This is a genomic window from Polycladidibacter hongkongensis, assembly GCF_001561995.1.
GTDB classification, from domain to species: domain Bacteria; phylum Pseudomonadota; class Alphaproteobacteria; order Rhizobiales; family Stappiaceae; genus Pseudovibrio; species Pseudovibrio hongkongensis.
Window position 1 is genome coordinate 302,996 of the sequence record NZ_LLWC01000008.1, and the last position, 20,762, is coordinate 323,757.

Consider the following 20,762-nt stretch of genomic DNA (forward strand, 5'->3'; position numbering starts at 1 on the left):
AGGCGAAGATGCTGAGCACAGACAACCTTGGTTACTCCCGTGGTAAAGCGCAGGTCCTGCGGGGCATTACCGCGTGTTTCAGGCCCGGCGAGATATCGGTGATTATCGGCCCCAATGGCGCTGGCAAGTCCTCGCTGCTGGGATGCCTTACTGGTGAATTGAAGCCAACTGCTGGCAAGATCGAGCTGGAGGGGCGTCACCTAGCCTCTTTGTCTGCGCGTGATTTGGCGGCCCGTCGGGCGGTACTGGCGCAGTCGAACAACCTGTCCTTTCCCTTTACCGTTACCGAAGTCATCGCCTTGGGAGCAACAGCAAATGCCCAGCACCTGCCCTCGCAGGAAGCTGCGCCATTGCCTCCGCAGCAAATGATAGAACAGGCATTGGCAAAAGTTGGTTTGCTGCAATATGCCAACAGGCTGTATCAGCAGCTCTCAGGGGGGGAGAAGCAGCGTGTTCAGTTGGCCCGCGTGCTGTGTCAGGTATGGTACCCTGTAAGCGATGCGGGCCCATCCCTGCTGTTTCTTGATGAGCCCACGGCAGGGTTAGATTTGAAGTATCAATTCGATCTGATGGAAATGGCGCGAGGCTATGCCAAGGCAGGAGGATGCGTTATCGCTGTTCTGCATGAACTGGATATGGCCTACACTTTCGCCGATCAGCTATTGCTGCTGGAAAATGGCACAATCGCAGCCTGTGGCAAGCCGGAGGAGCTGGACATGCCGCAGCTGTTAAAGTCCGTCTATAAATTGAGCGATAGCCTCATCGCACAAAAGGCAGGGGCAAGCGCCCGCCTGCTTGCCTAAGTGTCGTCCTCTAGGTTTAGATGGTGGTGAAGTTCCTTTTCCGCCATCTCTAGCGTCTTGCCGTTCAGTTGGCGGCTCATAAGGGCCACCGCCACAGCGCGATTGCGCCGGTTATAAGCGCCAACACCATCCTTTAGCTTTGGCACCTCGCAGATCCCCAGTTTGGCATAGAGATTTTGCAAGCGCGCCTGCACACTGCGCACGGAGATGCCGCGCCGTGCCGCAATTCCCCCATCAGTCAGACCAAGGGCAATGTCCACGAGGATTTCATATTCCTTATCGGACAATGCGGAGAACTTGTTCTCGCTGCGTTGCTTTATCCCGCTTATTTCGCGGTCGATGATGTTCTGCCCATCGCGGAAAATGCCAATGATCGCGCGCTCTAAACGGTCCTTTGCCGTTGTTTTTAGCAAGTAACCATAATTCGCTTTGGGAGGCGCAACCCGTGTAATCCCGCGCACATAGGCTTCATCAGAATAATTTGACCAGAACATAATCGGTGTATGCGCCCGACGGTTCCAAATTGTCTTGGCGATATCAACGCCGGTTTTCTTCGGCACCTGCAAGTCAAGAATCGCCGCGTCCGGCCGGTAATCCTGACTAAGGCGCGTGCCCTGCTCTCCGTCAGATGCCTCTAGAATCTGCCCGATTTGTAAGTCGCTCTCTTGCAGGGTTTTTCGCAGGAATTCGCGGTGCAGAGCGTCGTCCTCAACGATCAACAGGGTTTCAATTTCGCAATGTGTGCTCATTGTGCACCTGCTTCTTTCATTTGTACTTCGAGTGCAATCAACGTGCCGCCAAGGCGTGGGCAGCGCTTAACATCAAATTCGGCTCCAATGAGCGCCGCACGCGTGCGCATATTATGCATGCCCCCTTGGCTAAACTCGCTGTCCTCCTCAAGCCCGGCGCCATTATCGCGCACACTCACACGCAGCCGCCCACTCTTGTTTTCAAAGGAGATGCAGATGATATCCCCACCGGAATGCTTCAAGGCATTGTTAATGGCCTCTTGCAGCACGCGGTAGATGGTCAGCCGAATTGTCAGGGGTAATTCGTCGGTTTTGCCCTCGGTTTCATCGCGAACATCGCAATGGAACACCCCCGGCACCATGGCCCGCGCCCTGTCTAGTTGAAAGCTGACAGCTTCAGGCAAACCAAATAGCTCAAGAAATGTGGGCTTGGCATCGTCGATGATAATCCGCAGCTCGGTGAGGCAATGCTGGATATCGCGGCGCACCTGCTCCAGCCGTTTTCCCTTCAGCACATCCGCATCTGCTAAACTTCGAGAAAGGCGTGAGAGATCGGCTAGCGTTTGATCATGCAAATCCATGCCAATCTGTGCTCTTGCCCTCTCCAGCTCCTCGGTAAGATAGCGGGCGCCGGTACGCAAGCCTTCCAGCCGCGCCTTCTCTTTCTCCCGCGCCAATTCTGCTCTGCGCACAAGATCAGATTGGCGCAGTGCATAGAAATAGGGGCCGATGATATCGGCAACCAATATGGCGTTTTCAATATCAACCTGCTGATAGGTGCCCGCGATTTTATTGGAAAGCGACAATGCGCCAATCATTTCCCCAGCCACGCGCAACGGCACATGAATGCGCCCCTTGAGATCCGCAGAGAAGATCGGCTCGTTAAACATCCCCTCGACAAGAAACCGCGGGTCCTCCTGAGCGTTATCAGTGATGAGATAGTCCACTTCCCCACGTAGCAAACTGCGAATCGGGCTGGTGGAGACCAGCTTGTTAACGCCGCCCCAATCCGTGTGCAGACCGCTTTCGTAAGCCACCAGTCGGGTCTGGTCTCCATCCAGAATAACGGCGTCAAAGTGATCATGCGGCAAAATCCGTTGGATCTCGCTAGACACGGCAGAAATAACAGATTGAAAACCAACCCGTCCGGCAATCGCACGAACGATGTTAAAAAACAGAGATGCGGTCATTCCAGTGGTGTCTTGCGCGTTACTCATTAGAACTACTAGTAGTCGTGGGTTTCATGCAGCCATCATAGGCAAATGCGCGCAAAAGTCCTGCGGGATACCGCAGGAGGTATGGGCCATTCCACATTTTGCAACCAGATGTTTCAAGCTAGCTTGAGACAACCTAAAAAGCATGCATGTGGGGAGTTGTTCGCGTGCCCATCGCAAAAACAATAGCTTATACAGAAAACTATCGAAAACTGGTTCTTCCGGGCGCGGCGGTTGAGACTTTGCAATCCGGGATGTTGTGGGCCGAAGGGCCGGTGTATTTCCCGCAAGGCGATTACGTTATATGGTCTGATATTCCAAACAATCGCCTTTGGCAGTGGGTCCCCGATTTGGGCCCTCGTGTATACACTCATGCCTCTAACAATAGAAACGGTAACACAAGGGACGCGCAAGGACGGTTGATCTCTTGCTGTCACCTGACACGCTCCGTGGTGCGAACCGAAGCGAATGGCGACCAGACAACACTGGCTGATGCACACGCTGGAAAGCCATTGAACTCTCCGAATGATGTCATCGTTGGGCCAGATGGTGCTGTTTGGTTCACCGATCCGACCTACGGCATCATGAGCGACTATGAGGGGCGCCGCTGCACACCCGAGCAAGATGGTTGCTATGTGTATCGCATCGACCCGCAAACCGGTGCAGTCGAAGCAAAAGTTACCAGCCTGAAAATGCCGAACGGCTTGGCCTTCGCGCCCAACGGCAAAACCTTGTATGTGGCCGATTCCTCTCGCTCGCATTTCTCCGATGGCTATCATCATCTCTTTGCCTTTGATGCGACAGACACCTCTGGTGAACTGCAAAACAAGCGTGTTTTTGCAGAAATTGAGCATGGTGTGCCCGATGGCTTGCGCGTGGATGTGATGGGCAATCTCTGGATTTCCTCCGCACGCGGGGTTGAAACCTATAGCGCCGAGGGCACACTCGAAGGTTACATCGAGTTGCCTGAAACCGTAGCAAATCTCTGTTTTGGCGGCCCCAAAAGGAACCGCCTGTTTATCACCGCATCTACTTCCCTTTATGCGGTTTATGTGGCTGTTAGCGGTCACGAGTTTTAAACTCTTTTAAAAGAGCCACCGGGGGGAGTGTGGCTCTGAAAACTGGGAGAAAAGAATGTCCGATAAAAAAGAAGTACTTGGCGATAGCCAGCGTCGTAGTTTTTTGAAAGGTGTTGCTCTTGGCTCTGCTGCGCTTGGTGCAGGCCTTGTATCTCCTTCCATGCCAGTTGCAGGGCTTGGCCAGCAGGGCGTTGCGCGTGCGGCTGATGGCCGTTACAAAATGGCCTTCATCCAGTGGCAGCCACACACAGTGCCAGCTGCATGGAGCAACGGCATTAAGGAAGTTCTGGATACACAGAACAACATTGATTACCAGCTGCTTGATGGCCAGAATAAGGTTGAAGTGCAGGTTAGCCTTATGGATACCCTCATCAATGAGGGTGCTAATGTCATCTTCCTGCAGCCGATTGATAGCGTGGCGCTTGGGCCGTCCATCAAGAAGGCACGCCGTCGCGGTATCTCTGTCATTACCTTGAACATTGATGCAGCGGAAGAGCATGCCGCGCACGTTGAAATGAACCACTATTTCGGCGCGATGGACATCGCCAAGGAAATGGGTAACCGCATGGGTGGCAAAGGTAAGGTTGCGATCCTGAACGCACCTCCAGGCATCATCATTCGCGATCAGCGTACCAACGGCTTTATTGACGGAATGAAGGAGCATCATCCGAACATCGAAATTGCTGCTGATCAGGTTGCCGATTGGTCGCGTAAAAAAGCTCAGGACGTTCTGTTCAATATCCTGACCGCACAACCTGATATCACCGGTGTTTATGGCATCAACGATTCCATGGCACTTGGCGCAGTGGACGTTGCCAAGCAAAAAGGCATCCTCGACAAGATGGTGATCTTCGGCAACGACGGTGAGCGCGCAGCTCTGGAATCCATCGAAAACGGCGAGCTGACAGGTACACAGTACACTGACGTGTATCAGCAAGGCCGTTTTGCCGGCTCTGTAGCATCTGTGCTTGCGTCTGGTGGTGTGTCCGCTAAGTCGTTTGAGCAACAGGGTAAACTCCTGATGCCATATACCATTGCAACTGCGGAAAACGTTAGCTCAATCCAGCCTGCACAGCGCTGGTAAGCCTCTCCCCCGCTGCGCTGTGGGCCTTCGTCCAAGTTGGGCCCACAGCGCCTAAAATCTATCGCCAGATGGAAAAAACAATGTCACTTTTGCGCCGAATACCCAATTTGGAGCTGCTCGCGTTTTTCGTCGTGCTCTCCGTGTTCTTTTGCTTTTATGCGCCCCATTTCAATACGGCGTCTAATGTTGAGAATCTGCTCTCAGGCTATGCGTTTATCGCAATTCTTGCCATTGGCCAGTCCTACCCGATTATGGTGCGTGGTATAGATTTGAGCATTGGCTCGATTGTTGCGCTGGGCGCGATGATCATTTTTGATCTGGTGATGATTTGGGAAGTGCCGGGCTATCTCGCCATGCCACTTGCTCTGTGCGTTGCCCTTGCCGCCGGCGCAGTTAATGGTGCACTCATTGTTTATTGCCGCTTGCAGCCATTTGTTGCAACGCTAGCCAGCATGGCAGCCTATCGCGGGCTCGTATACGCTATCTCTGGCCGCCAACTGTTTCCAGAACTGGCCACAAAGCCAATCCGCGATCCTTGGATCACCGGCATTGAAGAATACTATGATATCGGCGGCGCAACCGGTTTGGATCAAGTGGTGAACCTGCCGTGGATTCCGTTGTCCTTCCTTATCTTGATCGCCGTCATGGTCACCTCGCAAGTCATGTTGAGTCACACCAACTTCGGTAAAAATTTCAAAATCACCGGCGGTAATCCGGAAGCCGCCCGCTTGGCTGGAATAAACACCAAGCGCACCATTATCTCCGCCTACGCAATCTCCGGGTTCTGTGCTGGTCTTGCCGCAATCATTCTGGTTGCCCGTTTGACAACGGCAACAGAAGCACTGGGTAACGGTATGGAGCTTACCGCGATTGCCGCAGCCGTTATTGGTGGCATCAGTCTGCAAGGTGGTCTTGGCAATTCGATTGGCCCTGTTGTTGGTGCCTTCTTGCTTGGCATCATCCTTATCGGCCTAACTTTGATGGGGGTTTCCCAGTTCGTTCAGCAGATCCTTTCCGGTGCAATTTTGGTCGGGGCGGTCACCTACGATCTCTATATGTCTAAAACGCGCGCTCGCCGGGCCCGCGCGCTGCAAAGCGGGGTATAAGCCATGAGCGCAGAAATTCTGTTGGAAGGGCGTAGCCTCACCAAAACATTTGGTCGCTTTACCGCCTTGCATGCAGCCGATTTTGCCGTGCGCGCGGGCGAAGTCCATGGCCTTTGCGGCAGCAATGGTGCAGGCAAGTCGACCCTTATCAAAATCCTCACCGGCGCACACGCACCTACAAGCGGCACGGTGGAGATTTGCGGCAAAAGTGCCATCACCGGAGATCCTCTGGCAATGCTGGATGCAGGCATCGCCTGTATCTACCAGCACTCAAACCTCGTCGCGACGATGACCGTTCTCGACAACATCTACCTCGGTCGCGCCCCTAAAAACCGCTTCGGCTTCATCGATAAGGCACGGCAGCGCCGCGAAGCAGAGCAGCTGATGGAATCCTATGGCATCTTTTTGCCGCTGGATGAGCTGGTGAGCAATCTGGCGACAGTGAAGCAAAAAGAGCTGGAGATCCTGAAAGCACTTGCTTTGAATGCGCAAGTCATTCTGATGGATGAGCCAACAGCTTGGCTGGCACATACTGAAGTTACCAAGCTGCAGCAAACCATCGCAATGCTTAAAGGCCGCGGGGTCGGCTTGGTTTACATCTCGCACGTGTTGGATGAAGTCTTTGAGGTTTGCGACAAGCTCACCGTCATGCGTGATGGCAAGATCGTCTGGGTTGGCCCGACTGCGGAAACAAACCGGCCAGAACTGGTTGATCGCATGGTAGGCGATAGCCTTGGCGCGGCCTCGCGTGCCGCAGGAGCGCAGGAACGCTTTCCCCGTGGCAATGGAGAAGTCCGTCTCTCCTTGCAAGGCACCGGTAAAACCAATGTCTTCGATGATGTCTCACTGGATGTCCATAGTGGCGAGATCCTCTGCCTTACCGGCCTTATCGGCGCAAAACGGACAGAACTGCTGCATTGCGTTTTCGGTTCGGACAAGTTTGATAGCGGCAAAATGGTGCTGGAAGGTAAGGAAGTTGCCTTCTCATCTCCTAAAGCTGCCATTGATGCAGGTATTGCGCTGGTCCCGGAAGATAGACACATTGATGGCCTTGCCCTGGATCACTCCATTGCGGAGAATTTGCCCCTTGCTTCCTTGGGTGGCATCTCACGTATGGGGTTACTGGACAACAAATCGTTTAATGCGGTTTGGAACCGGCAAATGGAAGACCTGAATATTGTTCCGCGTGAACCGGGCAAGAAAGTGGGCCGGCTATCAGGCGGCAACCAGCAAAAAGTTCTGCTTGGCAAATGGCTGGAAACCAAACCGCGCGTTCTTATTCTGGACGAGCCGACAGTTGGTGTGGATGTGGGCGCAAAAGCGGAAATCTACGCCATCCTTCGCCAAATGCGCGATCAGGGCACGGCCGTTCTCGTGGTGTCATCGGATATGGAAGAGGTGATGACAATCGCAGATCGCGTTGCCGTTATGGTGCGCGGACGCCTCACCTCCACCCATGATGCCGACAATATTCAGCAGGATGAACTTCTCGCCCGCGTTAGCGGCGAATGGGAGGAGCGACATGCAAACTAACCAAATCGACATAAAGGCACTCCTGCCAGTCTACGCCCTTCCAGGTGCAATCGCCGTGATCGTTATGCTATTTACTGCGTTTGATCCTGTCTTTGTCACGCCTTCAAACCTGTTGGCAATTATTCATCAGATCTCCATTACCGGCATCATGGCTGTCTGCATGACCTTTGTCATTATGACAGGAGGTATTGATCTCTCCGTGGGCACCGTGCTCGCCATGTCGGGGCTGATCTCCTACTTCATGCTGCTTGCCGGATTTCCGCTGCCGCTGGCGATCACCGTTGGTATTCTCGCTGGCGCGTGTACTGGGTGCTTCACCGGCTACCTTGTCGCCTATATTGGCCTACCCGCCATGATCGTATCGCTCGGTAGCCTGTCGATTATTCGCGGCAGCGCTTTGCTGGCAGGTGGGCCAGACCTCCACCAAATTCAAAACCAACCCGGCTTTGAGTTTATCGGAAACGGCTTCATTGCAGGGGTGCCGCTCTCTGTCTGGCTCTTTGTGCTGGTCACCGCCATTTTGGTTTTTGTTCAGCGCAAAACCGTTTTTGGCCTGCTGGTCTCCAATGTTGGCGACAATGAGCGCGCAGCTTTCCTCTCCGGCCGTGCAACCCGTCGCATCAAAATGGCAACCTATGCGATCTGCGGCATGGGTGCCGCCTTGGCAGGCATAATTCAGGCATCTCAGGTTCACACCGCTTCGGCAACGTTTGGCGAGTTCGGAACAGAACTGGACGTTATTGCCGCTGTCGTTTTGGGTGGCACCAGCATGATGGGTGGCAAAGGCTCAATTCTTCGCACAGTTATGGGCGTGTTGTTCCTTGGGGTCTTGAACAACGGTTTCAACATTCTCGATGTGCCGATTGAGGCGCAACTCATGGTTAAAGGCGCGATTATCGTCGTATCGCTCTCCCTGACAGAGTGGGCAAACGCGAAAGCGGTGTAGGCCACCTACTCTGTAACAAGCGGTCGGCTCAGGCACAGGGGCCGGCCGCTTTTTTTGTAAGGCGCGATCTACAGCGCCTGCATGTGATTGTCCCAGCTGTTGCCAGTGGCGATTGCTAATACCTCGGCATAGCTCTGCGCGCCCTCGGAAATGCGCAGCGCCCCGGTGCCATCTGAAATCAGAAAGCTATCCGCATCAATCGGCGCAAGGCCGCAGCCATCAACAACATCATTATGGCCAAGATAGCTCTTCGATGCCACATCCCAGAAAAGAACTTTGCCTCCGCGAGGGCAAGACGTGGCGATCACATCACCGCTGCGATTGCTGACCACGCTGCCTACATAGTTTTGCAGGCCGGTGGCGACGTCCTCGGGCATTTCTAACAGGGTCAGGCCGCTGTCTCGACCCAAATGAGCAACCAGAGGCGGCAAGTCGGCTGTTGGGCCCTGAAACTGGCCACCAACCCAAACATCCCCGTTTCCATCCAGCCCCATATGCCGTAGTGATAGTTTGTGTAGCTCACTCTCCAGCTCATAACGGGCAATCAGCGCACCACTTTCACTATCAATCAACGCGATGTTGGGTTTCATATGGCCGATATTCAGCTTCTCGCGGCCTTTGGCTGGGTGTGTTTCAATACCGCCATTGGCAACAACAAGGGTGCGCCCGTCTTGCAGCATCAAAATATCATGCGGGCCAACGCCAAAGCTCTCGAACTCGCCCAAACGGCGAATGGAAGCGCCGCTGACATCGCTGACATCGTAGATACCAATCATGCCCCGCGCCTGCTCATAGTCATTTTCCGGCGCAAACACCAGTTGGCCGCTATGCGAAAAGACACCATGGCCGTAAAAATGTCGCCCCTGCGGCGCGTGAAACAGCTGTGGCTCTCTTGTTTGGTGCAAATCCGCCATGAGCGCAAAAGTATCCGGCCTACGCGCAAAAGCGATCATTCGCCCAAGGCCGCGATGCCAAGTGACAGCGTGCCCGCGGTTGGGTAGCGGAAACTTCAGCAATTCCTCGCCGCTATCAGTGAAGACAACCAAAGCGTAGCTGCCGTTCGCCTCACGCCGCGCACTGGCAAACAAGGGCGCCTCTTCACCGGCCTCTAGCAGGGTTAACAGTGAGTTTGCCCCAAAAGCGTGCCCTGTCAGTAGTGAAGCTGCGCTGGCACCAAGCCCGCGCAGGAGTTGCCGTCGATTAACCGTAAGTGCGTGCACCCCTAGTCCCCATCTAGCGAGTTAAACCCGCCAGCAAGCCCCAAATAGCCTGCCAGATCTTCTGCCAGTGTGCTTCGCAAAGAACCGATAACAATATCAAGATAGGTGAGCTGCTTACGCACCTCGGCACTGCGGCCACTGTCGCGCAATGGCTGGGGAATCTTGGAGAGTGTGCGCTGTGCATTGGCAAATTCAAAAGCGAGGCTGTCCTTCACCCAGATTTCGGTTCCGCTAAGGCTGGCGGTAAATTCGCCGGCGGTAAGCGCCTGCTCTGTGCCCTCCAAGCTGGCTTGCAAATAAGCGATTGCGTTGCCACTACGCGCGAAAGGCGCTTTATGTGGGGCCGCTTTCTTGGCGCTCTTCCCAAGCACAGCAAGAACAATCTGGTCCTTGTCAAAAATCAACGCTGTAACCAGCGCGTTGTAAATCTTTTCAGTTGCCTCGTGATGCGTCTTGATCTCGCTGTTAGCTGCGCTAGGTGCCTCTAATACAGCGCGATACCCTTGCAGGTCCTGCCAGCCGCGCAGCAGCTCATCTGCGCTCTGTTGCAACCTTTGTGTTATCGCTATTGCAAACTGGCAGGAAAAGGCACCAGCTGCATCACTCGTGCCAAGCCGCAAGGCGCCCTTGGTGTCGTAGCTTAGCTTTTCCAGCGCGACCAACCCCTGCAAAGCAACGCTTTTGTGCGCAAGGCTATCGGCGCTTGTTACGCTGGGATCCTGCTTGGCGAGCACCTTGTTGAGCTGGCGCTGTGTCGCGCCGCGTTTATCTGGTAAAAACGCCAATCTTTGCGCAAGGGAGTTCTGCGTCAGAGGTCCAAAGCGCAGAATATCAACATGCGCAAGCCCCCGCACAGCATTGCGAAACGCACCATTATACGCTGCTGTGCTTTTTGCATCGGGCGCAGTGCAGTGCGCCTTAGCTGCCGCTGCCAGTTTGTTGATGTCGTTTTGAAAAGCTGCGGATTTTGGCAAAATATATTGCTCAATCACCCGCGTGGCATAACCGGCATATTTGTTATTCTGGCTTGCCTGCTGTGCATTGCCTTGGTTGATGAGCAGCAACACAGCCGCACCGGCGACAATCAGGGGGCGTTTAAGCAGTGCACAGCTGGTCAGCATTTAAAGAGACTCCAGAAATTTTACGAGGGCTTGCCGGTCTTGATGCGTCATTTCCAGTACATGGTTCTTCGCTGCCTCCGCCTCGCCGCCGTGCCACAGCACAGCCTCTAGCAGATTACGGGCGCGTCCATCATGCAAGAAGAATGTATGCCCGTTTACCGTTTCTGTCAGCCCTATTCCCCAAAGTGGTGGTGTCTTCCACTCGTATCCATTTGCCGAGCCAACCGGGCGATGATCTGCCAACCCCTCACCCATGTCATGCAGCAGTAAATCTGTATACGGCCAGATCAACTGAAACTGTTGCGCTTTGTTGTCGGCCTTGCGGCTGGTGACGTATTTTGGCGTGTGGCATGCAATACAGCCCGAGGCGTAAAACAGCTCTTTGCCGCGCAGAACCTGTGCATCATCCGCATTTCGCCTCGCAGGCACAGCTAGGTTTTTGGAGTAGAACTCCACCAGATCCATCACCGGGTCTGGCGCTTCTGTATCGCCAAGGCGCTTTTGAACGCCGGTTGGCATGGCAAGGCAGGCTTGTTGATTTGCTGTGCAATCCCCATAATGCTGCGGAGCATCTGGCGAAGATATGCCAATATCGCCCGCAAAGGCACCGGCAGATTGGGTGCGCACGCTCGCATTGCTGGCCTTCCAGCCAAAGCGGCCAATGCGCTTTTCTCCGCTTTTTGCATCGGCTACCCAGCTGACACGGCCTGAAATGCCATCGCCATCGCGGTCATCTGCATCCACATTGGCAAGAATATCGGTATCGGCAATAGCCTCCAGCAGCCCCAGCCCGATCATCTGTGGTGCAACGCGGGGGGAAAGCTGGACATCCTCCGCCATTGGCCCATAAGCAAGCTCTGAAACGCCGTAGGTCGGCTTGCGCAAATGCACCACGGTACCATCTGCAAACTCAACAGGAACGTCTTCGTAGGCAATCGTCATCTTGCCTTCGCCCGGCAGCCCGGGTACAGCGAAATTCTGGAACTGGCCCCCGTAAGTTGGTTCAGGCAACGCCATCAGCCTGCCATCTTGCATCGCCTGTCGCTGCTCTTCGGTTTTAGCCGGAACAGAAAGGCGCAGGAACATGGAAACCGCCTTCTCGCCCTCGCGCGGTGGATGCCCGCGCCCGTCTTTCAGGTGGCACCCCTGACAAGAGCGCGCATTGTAAAGCGGCCCAAGACCATCAGAGGCCTGCGTAGACGAGGGAGAAGAAACCCAGAGCTTCTTAAACATGCCATTGCCAAGGCGGAAGGTCTGCTGCTCTTTAAACGTGATGTTGGCGCTCGGGTGCGAAAAAGCATCGCGGTTAACGCGTTTTTGCGAGGTCGCGGCACCGGCCTGCATCACCTCAAAGGCTTCTGCCTTAGAGAAATCCTCAGTTGGCGAAATGACTTTGGCAACTTTCCTTTTATCAGCCTCGGAGAGATCGCTGCGCATGGAAACATCAGCGAAAGCAAGGGGGGCTGAGAAAAGGGAAACTGCGGCGGTGGTGGCTAGCGCTGTAAGAGAGTGGCGCGCGGCTGAACCGAAAACTGGCATGATAGGGCCTGTAACTCTGGGTATGCTAAAAGGAAAAGCCCCGCGCTGATGCGCGGGGCGGAAGTTCGTTTTATTCAAAGACAGAGGTTGGGTTGTCGAGGCTGTCAGAGCCTTCAAACGCAATCTGCTCCAGCTCCAGAGCCTTCACAGCACGCTGAATGGAGGTGGTTTGGTCTACCAGTGCGTCAATAGCAGCCTGAACAACTGCATTGCCTTCAGCGTTGCCCTCGCCAATCATCTGGTCATAGGCTTCCACGGTTTCAGCGCGGGTCTTCATTGCCTCAAATGCAGCCATAGTCGCATCCAGCTTTGCAGACAGCTCTTCAGCAACAGCTGGAGCTTTCGCCTTTACCAGATCATGCAGGGAAGCACCCTTAACGGCTTTGCCATCAAGGCCTTTGTACTCGCCGAGGTAAACATTGCGAATACCAACAACGTCGTTGAAGTGCGACATGTGCGTGTTGTCAGAGAAGCAGTCATGCTCTTCTTCTGGATCATGCAGCATCAAGCCAAGCTTCATGCGCTCACCAGCCAGCTCGCCATAGGAAAGCGAACCCATGCCAGTAAGGATGGTGGAAAGGCCACCTGCCTCGCCCTTGGCAGCCAATTCTTTACGGCCTTCGCCGCCCGGTTGCCATGCTGCAACCATGTCCTCGAGGTCTTTGATAAGCAGCTCGGTTGCAGCCTTCAGGTAAGCAACGCGGCGCTCGCAGCTGCCTCCGGTGCAAACTTTGGTATCGAAATCGGACGCAGGGCGATTACCAGCACCAGCGCCAGTGCCGTTCAGATCCTGACCCCAGAGCAGAAATTCAATCGCATGGTAGCCAGTGGCAACGTTTGCTTCGATCTCGCCAGCTTCTTGCAGGCTTTCTAGCAGTGCTGGGTTAATGTTTGCTGCATCAATTTTCTCGCCAGCCGCGTCCAGCGCGCTGTTTGCGATGATGTTTGCAACGTAGTAAGGGTTTTCTTCAGATTCAGAGCCGTAGCTGGCGTCAACATAGTCGATCAGGCCTTCATCAAGCGGCCATGCGTTGACTTTGCCTTCCCAGTCATCCACCAGCGCATTGCCAAAGCGGTAGACTTCGGTTTGCTGGTACGGGTTGCGGGCTTCGATCCACGCTTGGCGGGCAGCGGCAAGAGTAGCATCGCTCGGATTTGCGAAAAGAGCTTCAATGGCTGCCTGCAGATCTTTCGCGCTGGAAAGAGAATCTTCGTAGCCTGCCTGCGCAATGTCACCGTAGGTTTTCAAGACATCAGCGGAAGTGGCCGCCTGAACCATGCTGTTGGTTGCCAATAGCGCAGCCGCGCCTAGCAAAGAACGTTTAAGAATGCCCATTTTCGACCCCATGTCTAAACAATTGATCACAACAAACCCTTCTTACCGAAAGGCCAAGCTAAGATTGCCAGCGGCAACAGTAGCTATTTTTCCTGTGATGCTTTGTCTCAGCCAGGGGGAGGCTAGTCAACGTATATCAAGAAAAACAATAGTTTAGATAGTTTGTCATATTGATAATCATTCGCAAAGCCTTGATAATATGAGGCATTTTGTCATGTATGGCAGAAGCAGGGTGTGGAAAACTATACTTTAGACATCAAGTTAAATCTGCAAAGCCTGAAAGAATTAAGTAATAGCCCTAATGTGTTTTTACTCTTCTTCAGAGTCGTCTTCATCATCAGTTACTAGATCAACGGCTCCTCCTACTGCCGAAGCGCCGACGCTTGCTGTCGTCGTCACGGCGGACGCGGTCACGCCTACAACAGTGCTTGTCGCAGAAACGACAGCGCAACCACCTAGCACCGCGCAGCAACAAACAACAAATACCAACCTAAAACACATAGTGACATCACCCCAAAAGCCTGCTGGCTTATTAACTAGCGAACAGGTTGTATAAATGCAAACTGCAAATCAAGCCTGCAAATTTGCTTGGGTATGCTTGAAATCCATCAGAGGCTACAATACCTCTTCAGAGCCTGTTGCAACAAATGGGCACTCCATACGCAGTTTTCTGCGTGAAGCGGGTTGGTGAGATTGCACCCTTGCCAACCCGTATCACGGGCAGAGCAATACCTGCGCTGCGCTTGCCTCCAGCAGTTGCCGATAGGGGCGGTCTGGCATCACCTCCGTGGCTATCACGCTGACGTCTTGCAAGAATCCTCCGCGCACATGCGCCTGTCTGCCAAACTTACTGGAATCGACGACAAGAAAAGACTTCCGGCAATTGCGGAGGATGGCTTGTCGGGCGGCAACCTCCTCCTCATGAAAGTCTAACAGCGTGCCATCACCATCCACGCCAGCTACACCAAAGATACCGATATCAACCTTATAGCGATCAAAAAAGTCTTCGGCCTTTAGGCCAAGAATGTCCATGTCGCCGTGGCGCAATTGCCCCCCGGCGATGGTAACAGCGGTTGTCGGGTTTTTGAGCGCTTCTGTGGCTACGTTCAGATTGTTCGTGTAGACACGTAATCCTTCATGCTGCTCTAAAGCACTGGCTACCATCGTCGGCGTGGTGCCAATTGAAAACGCGAGACTAGAACCATTAGGAATAGCCGCCGCGACTCGCTGCGCAATGCGGGATTTAGCGCGCCTTTGTAGAATGCGGCGAGCTGAATAGGCAATGTTGTGAGGAGTAACAGCGGGCTCCACCCCACCATGTACCCGACGGAGCAGACCAAGCGAGCTTAAGCGGTTGACATCGCGCCGGATTGTCTGAGTAGTTAGGCCAAAATTTTGCGCAAGTGCATCAATCCCGATAAAGCCTTGTGCCTTTATCAGGTTGAGAATGCTGTGTTGACGCTCGGAAAGCTGTTGCTCATCCATCTTAGGGCCCTACGCAGAAGTTCATATGAACATCTAAGCGGACCAGATGACGTTTTTGTGATGCGCCACATCAAAGGCGTGCAAAAGCAAAATTCTACGGGAGAATTGATAGGGCGCCTAAAAGAAAAACTTTAGCCGCGCTTTATGCGCCTCTGCGATGTGATGCCGCGCTGCACGGTCCGCGCGCTCACAATCACGCTTGGCAATGGCGTCAACGATTTCCGCGTGTTCTTCAATTGCTACGCGGCGGCGGTCATCATCGGTTAGGGTGGTTCCAGCTAGCAACAGCAGCGAGAGGCGCATATGGTCGATTTGCTCCACCAAATACCGGTTGTGAGAGGCAAGGTAGAGCCGACGGTGGAATTCGCGGTTGGTACGGATCAGCATTTTGGCATCAGCAAGGTTCGCCTGATCTTGTGCCAAGAGCTCTTGCAGTATTTCAATCTCTGCGTCAGAAGCATGCTGCGCTGCCAAGCGTCCTGCTGTTCCCTCCAGCACTTCCCGGAGAAAGTAGAGCTCGCTAATCTGGTTGTGATCGAGGCTTGGAATTACCATGCCGCGGTTTGGCTCATGCACGGCCAGTCCTTGGGCTTCCAATCGCTTTAGCCCTTCGCGGATCGGCGTGCGTGACACGCCAAAGCGCTCTGCAAGCTCTGCCTCTCGTAGCCGATTTCCTGGCTTCAACTCGCGCGCTTCAATTGCCTTAACAAGCATTTTGTATATTTCAGCGCCATTGGGAGAGGTCGTAGACACAGCAATTCCACCTGAAGTTAATTTCTTGGGCAGCCTACGCCCCAAAACCGGCTAAAGAAACAAAAAAGTGTAGGCACCGCTGGGTACCTACACCTGTATTGTATACTTGCGTCTACAAAGACTCAAGCGTGGCCTTTCTGCGGGCTAGGTAGGCGCGCAATTGCAGCATAGGCTTAGCGCCACCAAAAAGCATTAAGCGCCGCCAGCAGGCCATGGACCGTGAAAGCCTGAGCCTTCCTTGTCCGTGCGCTCAAAGCCGTGCTGGCCGAAAAAGTCACGCTGACCCTGAACCACATAGGCGGCGGTGCGTTGCTGGCGCACCATATCGAACGAGCCCATCGCGGCCGATAGGCCCGGAGTTGGAACCCCGCTCATAATCGCCTTGCACAGCACTTCGCGCAGGCCCGGCACTGCATCTTTCATGCGCTCGGCAATGGTTGGAGCCAGATAGAGTGACTTCAAGGCAGGATCGGCATCATAAGCAGAGGCAATCTCATCCAGGAAGCGTGAGCGAATGATGCAACCTTGACGCCAGATACGTGCAATGTCGCCCATCGGCAGTTCCCAGCCATATTCGGCGGAACCGGCAGCAAGCACGGCAAAACCCTCGGCATAAGCCGCGATTTTGCCGGCAATCATCGCCCGCTCACAAGCATCAATGCCCGCTTGCTTATCGGCAAAGCTCAGCGCGGCACCATCCTGCGGATAGATTTTCGCAATTTCCTGGCGCAGCGCCCGTCCAGCGGAGATGCAGCGTGCTGCTACAGCCGCATCGATGCCGGTGGCAGGTACGCCAAGCTTGTGCGCCTCAACAGCAGACCAGCGTCCGGTGCCCTTTTGCCCAGCAGTATCAAGAATAACCTCAAGAATTGGCTTGCCGCTTTCTGCATCAACCACATCCATCACGCTTGCAGTGATTTCGATAAGGTAGGAAGCAAGCGGCCCTTCATTCCACTTTTTGAAGACCTGCGCCTGCTCGGCAATTGTAAGGCCAAGACACTTGCTCATAACCTCGTGGATCTCTGCGATCATTTGCATATCGGCATATTCAATGCCGTTGTGCAGGGTCTTCACAAAATGGCCTGCGCCTTCAGGCCCCATCAGCGCGCAGCAAGGCTCATCATTGTGCTTTGCAGAAATCGCGGTGAGGATAGGCTCAATGCGGCCATAAGCCGCTTCAGATGCGCCAACCATGATAGATGGCCCATGACGCGCGCCCTCCGCGCCGCCGGAAACGCCCATACCAACAAAGGTGAATGGCGTATCGGCCAGCTCGCGATAGCGGCGGTTGCTGTCATGAAAATCACTGTTGCCAGCGTCAATCAGGATATCACCATCTGCCAGGAAAGGCTTCAGAGCAGCAATTTGCTGATCTACCGGGTCTCCGGCCATCACCATCATGATGATAGGGCGTGGCGCCTTGATGTTCGCCACCAGCTCTTCCAGAGAGTAGCAGGCAATGAACCGATCTTTCAGATGCGCCGCATTCTCCATGAACGCTTTGGTTTTTTCTGCGGTGCGGTTGAAAACAGCAACCTTGTAGCCGTTTTCTGCGATATTGAGAGCAAGGTTTGCCCCCATCACCCCAAGTCCGATAAGGCCAATATCTGCCTGTGTCATCAATGTTTCTCCGCGCTTCGCACCTTGTCATGCCCGCTCTTGAGTGGCGGACCAGTCGGCCTCTCGGCCGCAATTAGAATTCGCAGGCCCTTCCCTAGGCCAAAACCGGCCAAAAGCCAAGGGAGATGCATTTGTTTTAAGAAGCGGCGCGACAAAAAATATAACGCCGCTGAGCTAACAACTGCCGCTGCTCAGAATTTATGCTTGCTCAGCACTTCCTGTGCCGCTTGTTCCAGAGATTCCGCACTGGAACGCAGCTGTGTTGCTTCATCAGAGGAAAGCGTTGGAAACAGCGTTGCTTCTATCCCATTTGCGCCAACAACACGTGGAACAGATAGCGCCACATTGCGAATGCCAAGAATCTCTTCGCTCACTGTGGAAAGGCTGATCACAGCATGCTCGTTGTTTATGATCGCCCGAACGATGCGAGAGAGTCCGCCACCAATGCCAAAATTGGTTGCACCCTTGCCTTCGATGATTGAATAGGCCGCGCGGCGCACGCCAATATCAATGCGCTGGCGCACTTCTTCCGTGATCGGTTTTCCCACCTGATCCGCAAACTCTGCCAGTGGCGTGTTTCCGGCTCGTGCCCCAGACCAAACCAGCACTTCACTATCGCCATGCTCGCCCATAACATCCGCATGCACAGAGGTTGGAGAAATACCCAGATGCATGCCCAGCAATGTGCGAAAACGTGCGGTATCAAGCACGGTGCCAGAGCCAATCACCCGTGAGGAGGGCAGGCCGGAAATTTCCGTCGCTACCTTGGTCATGATGTCAACCGGGTTGGTAGCTATCAGCAAGATAGCATCGGGGGCATTGCGCAAAACTTCGGGAATGATGGAAGCGTATACGGCGGCATTGCGAGAGAGCAGGTCAATGCGCGTTTCGCCCGGCTTTTGCCCCACGCCTGCGGCAATAACGACGACCTTTGCATCCTTCAAATCCTCATAGCCACCCGCACGAACAGTTATGGGTTTTGAAAACGGCGTTGCATGGCGAATATCTTCGGCCTGCGCGATAGCTAGCTTCGGGTTGTAGTCGGTTAATACAATTTCATGCCCTACCCCGTTTAAAACAAAGGCATAGGCTGCGGTACTGCCAACAGCTCCAACTCCAACAACACCAATTTTCATTAGGAATACTCCTCGCGGGGGTTACGCCTTGGTCGGCAACTTCTGCAAATAGTCACGCCAAGCAACAAGCTTCTATTGTGCACCCTAGGCAATTTAGCATTGCGTGACAAATCAGCGCGACCAGCAGCAATAACAGAAAGTTAGAGATGCAACTTGGCGTTGACCAGCGCCAGCTATGCAGGCCAGCTATGCAGCCCGCAGAATATCACTGGGCCCTAGCGCGGTTGGCAACTTGGGCAAAAGAAGGTTGAGCGGCCGGACTGGACCTCTCGGTTGATCTTATCCTTGCAGTTCTTGGCGAGGCAAGGATCGCCTTCCCGGCCATAAACAGCGAAGCGATGCTGAAAATAGCCAAGCGAACCATCTGTGCTTGCATGGTCTTTCAAGGTAGAGCCACCTGCGGCCACGGCCTCTTGCAGAACCTCTTTAATATGCCGAGCAAGGGAATTGCGCGTTATCTGCGCCGCTGTGCTATCGCCGCAAATGCTGTTCGCACTAGCAAAGGGGCTAAGCCCGGCGCGCCAAAGCGCCTCGCAAACGTATATGTTGCCAAGGCCAGCGATAAATCTCTGATTTAATAATGCGGCCTTAAGGGGTGTTTTGCGCCCCGCAAACAGCTCTTGCAGCAGCGCCCCATCCAATGCGTTGCCAAGCGGCTCCACCCCCATCTGCACGAAGTATGGGTGGGCTTCAAGTTCACTGCGTTTTATCAGATCCATAAACCCGAAGCGGCGCGGATCATTGTAAACCACACGTGCCCGCGCGCCCTGCCCTTTATCGGCCTGTATGTGCAGCACCACATGATCGTGCTTTGGTTTGCGGCCAACAGCCCCATGGAACGGCGCGACGGTCTCTTCGGCGCCCTCCAGAACCCGAAAGGAGCCCGACATACCAAGATGCATCACCAGCACATCGCCGCGATCCGTATCCGCTTGGAGATACTTTGCCCGCCGCGCCAAGCTGGTGATTGTCGCGCCTTCGAGTTGTGCTGCAAATCCATCGGGAAATGGAAAGCGCAGATCCGCGCGGCGCAGTTCGACGCGCAGTATTCGGCCACTCTCAAGTGTTGGCGCCAGACCGCGCCTTACGGTTTCTACCTCTGGAAGCTCGGGCATTCTCTCACATATATCTGTGTTATGCTGGCAGTAATCTGCACAACTTACGCTTCAATCATAGCGATTTAAATTATCCTGTACTATGTTGCCGCGGCAAACGGAGTTTTTAGGCAAATGGCGCGTGAATCTAACAGTCTCTCCAAGAGTTCGGTTTCAGATCCTTCAGAAATGGCGGTGAGCTTTGGCTTTACCAAAGTTGGAGAGGGCGAAAAACAGGTTCTGGTCGATGATGTTTTCCACAAGGTGGCAGATCGCTATGACCTGATGAACGACCTCATGTCCGGCGGCATGCACCGCGTTTGGAAGAACGCCATGGTATCCTCGTTGAACCCGCCCAAAGAGGCTGCGCGCCCTTGGTTGCATCTGGATGTTGCCGGCGGAACAGGCGATATCGCCACCCGCGTTGTGGAGCGCTCCAAGCGTTCGGTGAATTCAATCGTGTGCGACATCAATGGTTCCATGCTGGGCGTTGGCAAAGAACGAGCTGCAAAAGCGGGCCTTGCAGAGCATATCGAGTTTACGCAGGGCAATGCAGAGGAACTCCCTTTTCCCGATAAGCATTTTGACGCCTATACAATCGCATTTGGTATTCGCAACGTCCCTCAGATCGAAAAAGCGCTAAGCGAAGCGCATCGGGTGCTAAAGCGCGGTGGCCGCTTTATGTGCCTTGAGTTCTCTGAGGTAGATGTGCCTGCGCTTGATAAGGTTTATGATCTGTTTTCCTTCCACGCTATTCCGCATATTGGCAAAGCGGTAACCGGTGACGGCGACCCCTACTCCTACTTGGTGGAATCAATCCGTAAATTCCCAACTCAGGAACGCTTCGCCAAAATGATCCGCGATGCAGGCTTCTCGCGTGTGACTTACCGTAACTACACTGGCGGGATCGCCGCTCTGCACTCTGGTTGGAAAATCTAGGCTAA

At 54.1% G+C, this 20,762-nt stretch carries 18 protein-coding genes; 7 read left to right on the top strand and 11 right to left on the bottom strand.

Translation table 11 applies throughout. The annotated features are described in order from the left end of the window. Positions 1 to 8 precede the first annotated feature (8 nt). Positions 9 to 803, top strand: a complete 795-nt coding sequence (locus tag AYK82_RS02620; protein ID WP_068311045.1) for a heme ABC transporter ATP-binding protein — start codon at positions 9 to 11, stop codon at positions 801 to 803. On the opposite strand, the gene AYK82_RS02625 is transcribed toward AYK82_RS02620, so the two are convergent. Together AYK82_RS02625 and AYK82_RS02630 are read right to left on the bottom strand one after the other, a co-directional pair. After that, positions 800 to 1,552, bottom strand: coding sequence for a response regulator transcription factor (locus tag AYK82_RS02625; protein WP_068311047.1), 753 nt, complete (start codon positions 1,550 to 1,552; stop codon positions 800 to 802). The two genes, AYK82_RS02620 and AYK82_RS02625, sit on opposite strands and share 4 nt — an antisense overlap. Then, positions 1,549 to 2,769: a GAF domain-containing sensor histidine kinase gene (locus AYK82_RS02630; RefSeq protein WP_068311048.1), complete on the bottom strand. Its 1,221-nt coding sequence runs from the start codon at positions 2,767 to 2,769 to the stop codon at positions 1,549 to 1,551. Before AYK82_RS02630 ends, AYK82_RS02625 begins: the two co-directional genes overlap by 4 nt. A gap of 170 nt (positions 2,770 to 2,939) precedes the next feature. Here AYK82_RS02630 and AYK82_RS02635 point away from each other — a divergent pair, with 170 nt between their 5' ends. The 5 genes from AYK82_RS02635 to AYK82_RS02655 all read left to right on the top strand — a co-directional run bounded on the left by AYK82_RS02635 (position 2,940) and on the right by AYK82_RS02655 (position 8,514). Then, the gene (locus AYK82_RS02635) at positions 2,940 to 3,845 is read left to right on the top strand and encodes an SMP-30/gluconolactonase/LRE family protein (protein WP_244265705.1); all 906 of its coding nucleotides are present in this window, start codon (positions 2,940 to 2,942) and stop codon (positions 3,843 to 3,845) included. Between the two features lie 55 nt (positions 3,846 to 3,900). Continuing rightward, positions 3,901 to 4,929 (top strand): sugar ABC transporter substrate-binding protein, encoded by a 1,029-nt coding sequence (locus AYK82_RS02640; protein WP_068311052.1) that lies wholly within the window; start codon positions 3,901 to 3,903, stop codon positions 4,927 to 4,929. Between the two features lie 80 nt (positions 4,930 to 5,009). Continuing rightward, positions 5,010 to 6,035: an ABC transporter permease gene (locus tag AYK82_RS02645; protein ID WP_068311054.1), complete on the top strand. Its 1,026-nt coding sequence runs from the start codon at positions 5,010 to 5,012 to the stop codon at positions 6,033 to 6,035. Between the two features lie 3 nt (positions 6,036 to 6,038). Then, entirely contained in the window at positions 6,039 to 7,568 is a 1,530-nt protein-coding gene (locus AYK82_RS02650) for a sugar ABC transporter ATP-binding protein (protein ID WP_068311056.1), read from the top strand. Further along, a complete protein-coding gene (locus AYK82_RS02655; RefSeq protein ID WP_068311058.1) occupies positions 7,558 to 8,514 on the top strand; it encodes an ABC transporter permease in 957 nt (318 codons plus the stop codon). The genes AYK82_RS02650 and AYK82_RS02655 overlap by 11 nt, the downstream gene beginning before the upstream one ends. Before the next feature lie 68 nt (positions 8,515 to 8,582). Here AYK82_RS02655 and AYK82_RS02660 read toward each other — a convergent pair whose 3' ends face one another. From AYK82_RS02660 to mutM, 9 genes are all read right to left on the bottom strand, one after another. After that, a complete protein-coding gene (locus AYK82_RS02660; protein WP_068311059.1) occupies positions 8,583 to 9,734 on the bottom strand; it encodes a DUF1513 domain-containing protein in 1,152 nt (383 codons plus the stop codon). Positions 9,735 to 9,736: 2 nt separating this feature from the next. Next, a complete protein-coding gene (locus AYK82_RS02665) occupies positions 9,737 to 10,855 on the bottom strand; it encodes an imelysin family protein (protein WP_068311061.1) in 1,119 nt (372 codons plus the stop codon). Beyond that, positions 10,856 to 12,394 carry a di-heme oxidoreductase family protein gene (locus tag AYK82_RS02670; RefSeq protein ID WP_068311063.1) on the bottom strand — a complete coding sequence of 513 codons (1,539 nt, stop codon included), beginning with the start codon at positions 12,392 to 12,394 and terminating at the stop codon, positions 10,856 to 10,858. A 70-nt stretch (positions 12,395 to 12,464) separates the two neighbouring features. Then, complete coding sequence (locus tag AYK82_RS02675; RefSeq protein ID WP_208976365.1) at positions 12,465 to 13,724, bottom strand: imelysin family protein; 1,260 nt, start codon at positions 13,722 to 13,724, stop codon at positions 12,465 to 12,467. Between the two features lie 720 nt (positions 13,725 to 14,444). Further along, positions 14,445 to 15,215 carry a DeoR/GlpR family DNA-binding transcription regulator gene (locus AYK82_RS02680; protein WP_068311067.1) on the bottom strand — a complete coding sequence of 257 codons (771 nt, stop codon included), beginning with the start codon at positions 15,213 to 15,215 and terminating at the stop codon, positions 14,445 to 14,447. 117 nt (positions 15,216 to 15,332) lie between these two features. Beyond that, positions 15,333 to 15,968 carry a GntR family transcriptional regulator gene (locus tag AYK82_RS02685; RefSeq protein ID WP_082733690.1) on the bottom strand — a complete coding sequence of 212 codons (636 nt, stop codon included), beginning with the start codon at positions 15,966 to 15,968 and terminating at the stop codon, positions 15,333 to 15,335. 192 nt (positions 15,969 to 16,160) lie between these two features. Continuing rightward, positions 16,161 to 17,588 (bottom strand): NADP-dependent phosphogluconate dehydrogenase, encoded by a 1,428-nt coding sequence (gndA, locus tag AYK82_RS02690; protein WP_068311071.1) that lies wholly within the window; start codon positions 17,586 to 17,588, stop codon positions 16,161 to 16,163. Between the two features lie 191 nt (positions 17,589 to 17,779). Continuing rightward, the gene (locus tag AYK82_RS02695) at positions 17,780 to 18,724 is read right to left on the bottom strand and encodes an L-lactate dehydrogenase (RefSeq protein WP_068311073.1); all 945 of its coding nucleotides are present in this window, start codon (positions 18,722 to 18,724) and stop codon (positions 17,780 to 17,782) included. A gap of 215 nt (positions 18,725 to 18,939) precedes the next feature. Next, positions 18,940 to 19,839, bottom strand: a complete 900-nt coding sequence (gene mutM, locus AYK82_RS02700) for a bifunctional DNA-formamidopyrimidine glycosylase/DNA-(apurinic or apyrimidinic site) lyase (RefSeq protein ID WP_068311075.1) — start codon at positions 19,837 to 19,839, stop codon at positions 18,940 to 18,942. Between the two features lie 114 nt (positions 19,840 to 19,953). Here mutM and ubiE point away from each other — a divergent pair, with 114 nt between their 5' ends. Continuing rightward, entirely contained in the window at positions 19,954 to 20,757 is an 804-nt protein-coding gene (ubiE, locus tag AYK82_RS02705; protein ID WP_068311082.1) for a bifunctional demethylmenaquinone methyltransferase/2-methoxy-6-polyprenyl-1,4-benzoquinol methylase UbiE, read from the top strand. Positions 20,758 to 20,762: the final 5 nt, after the last annotated feature.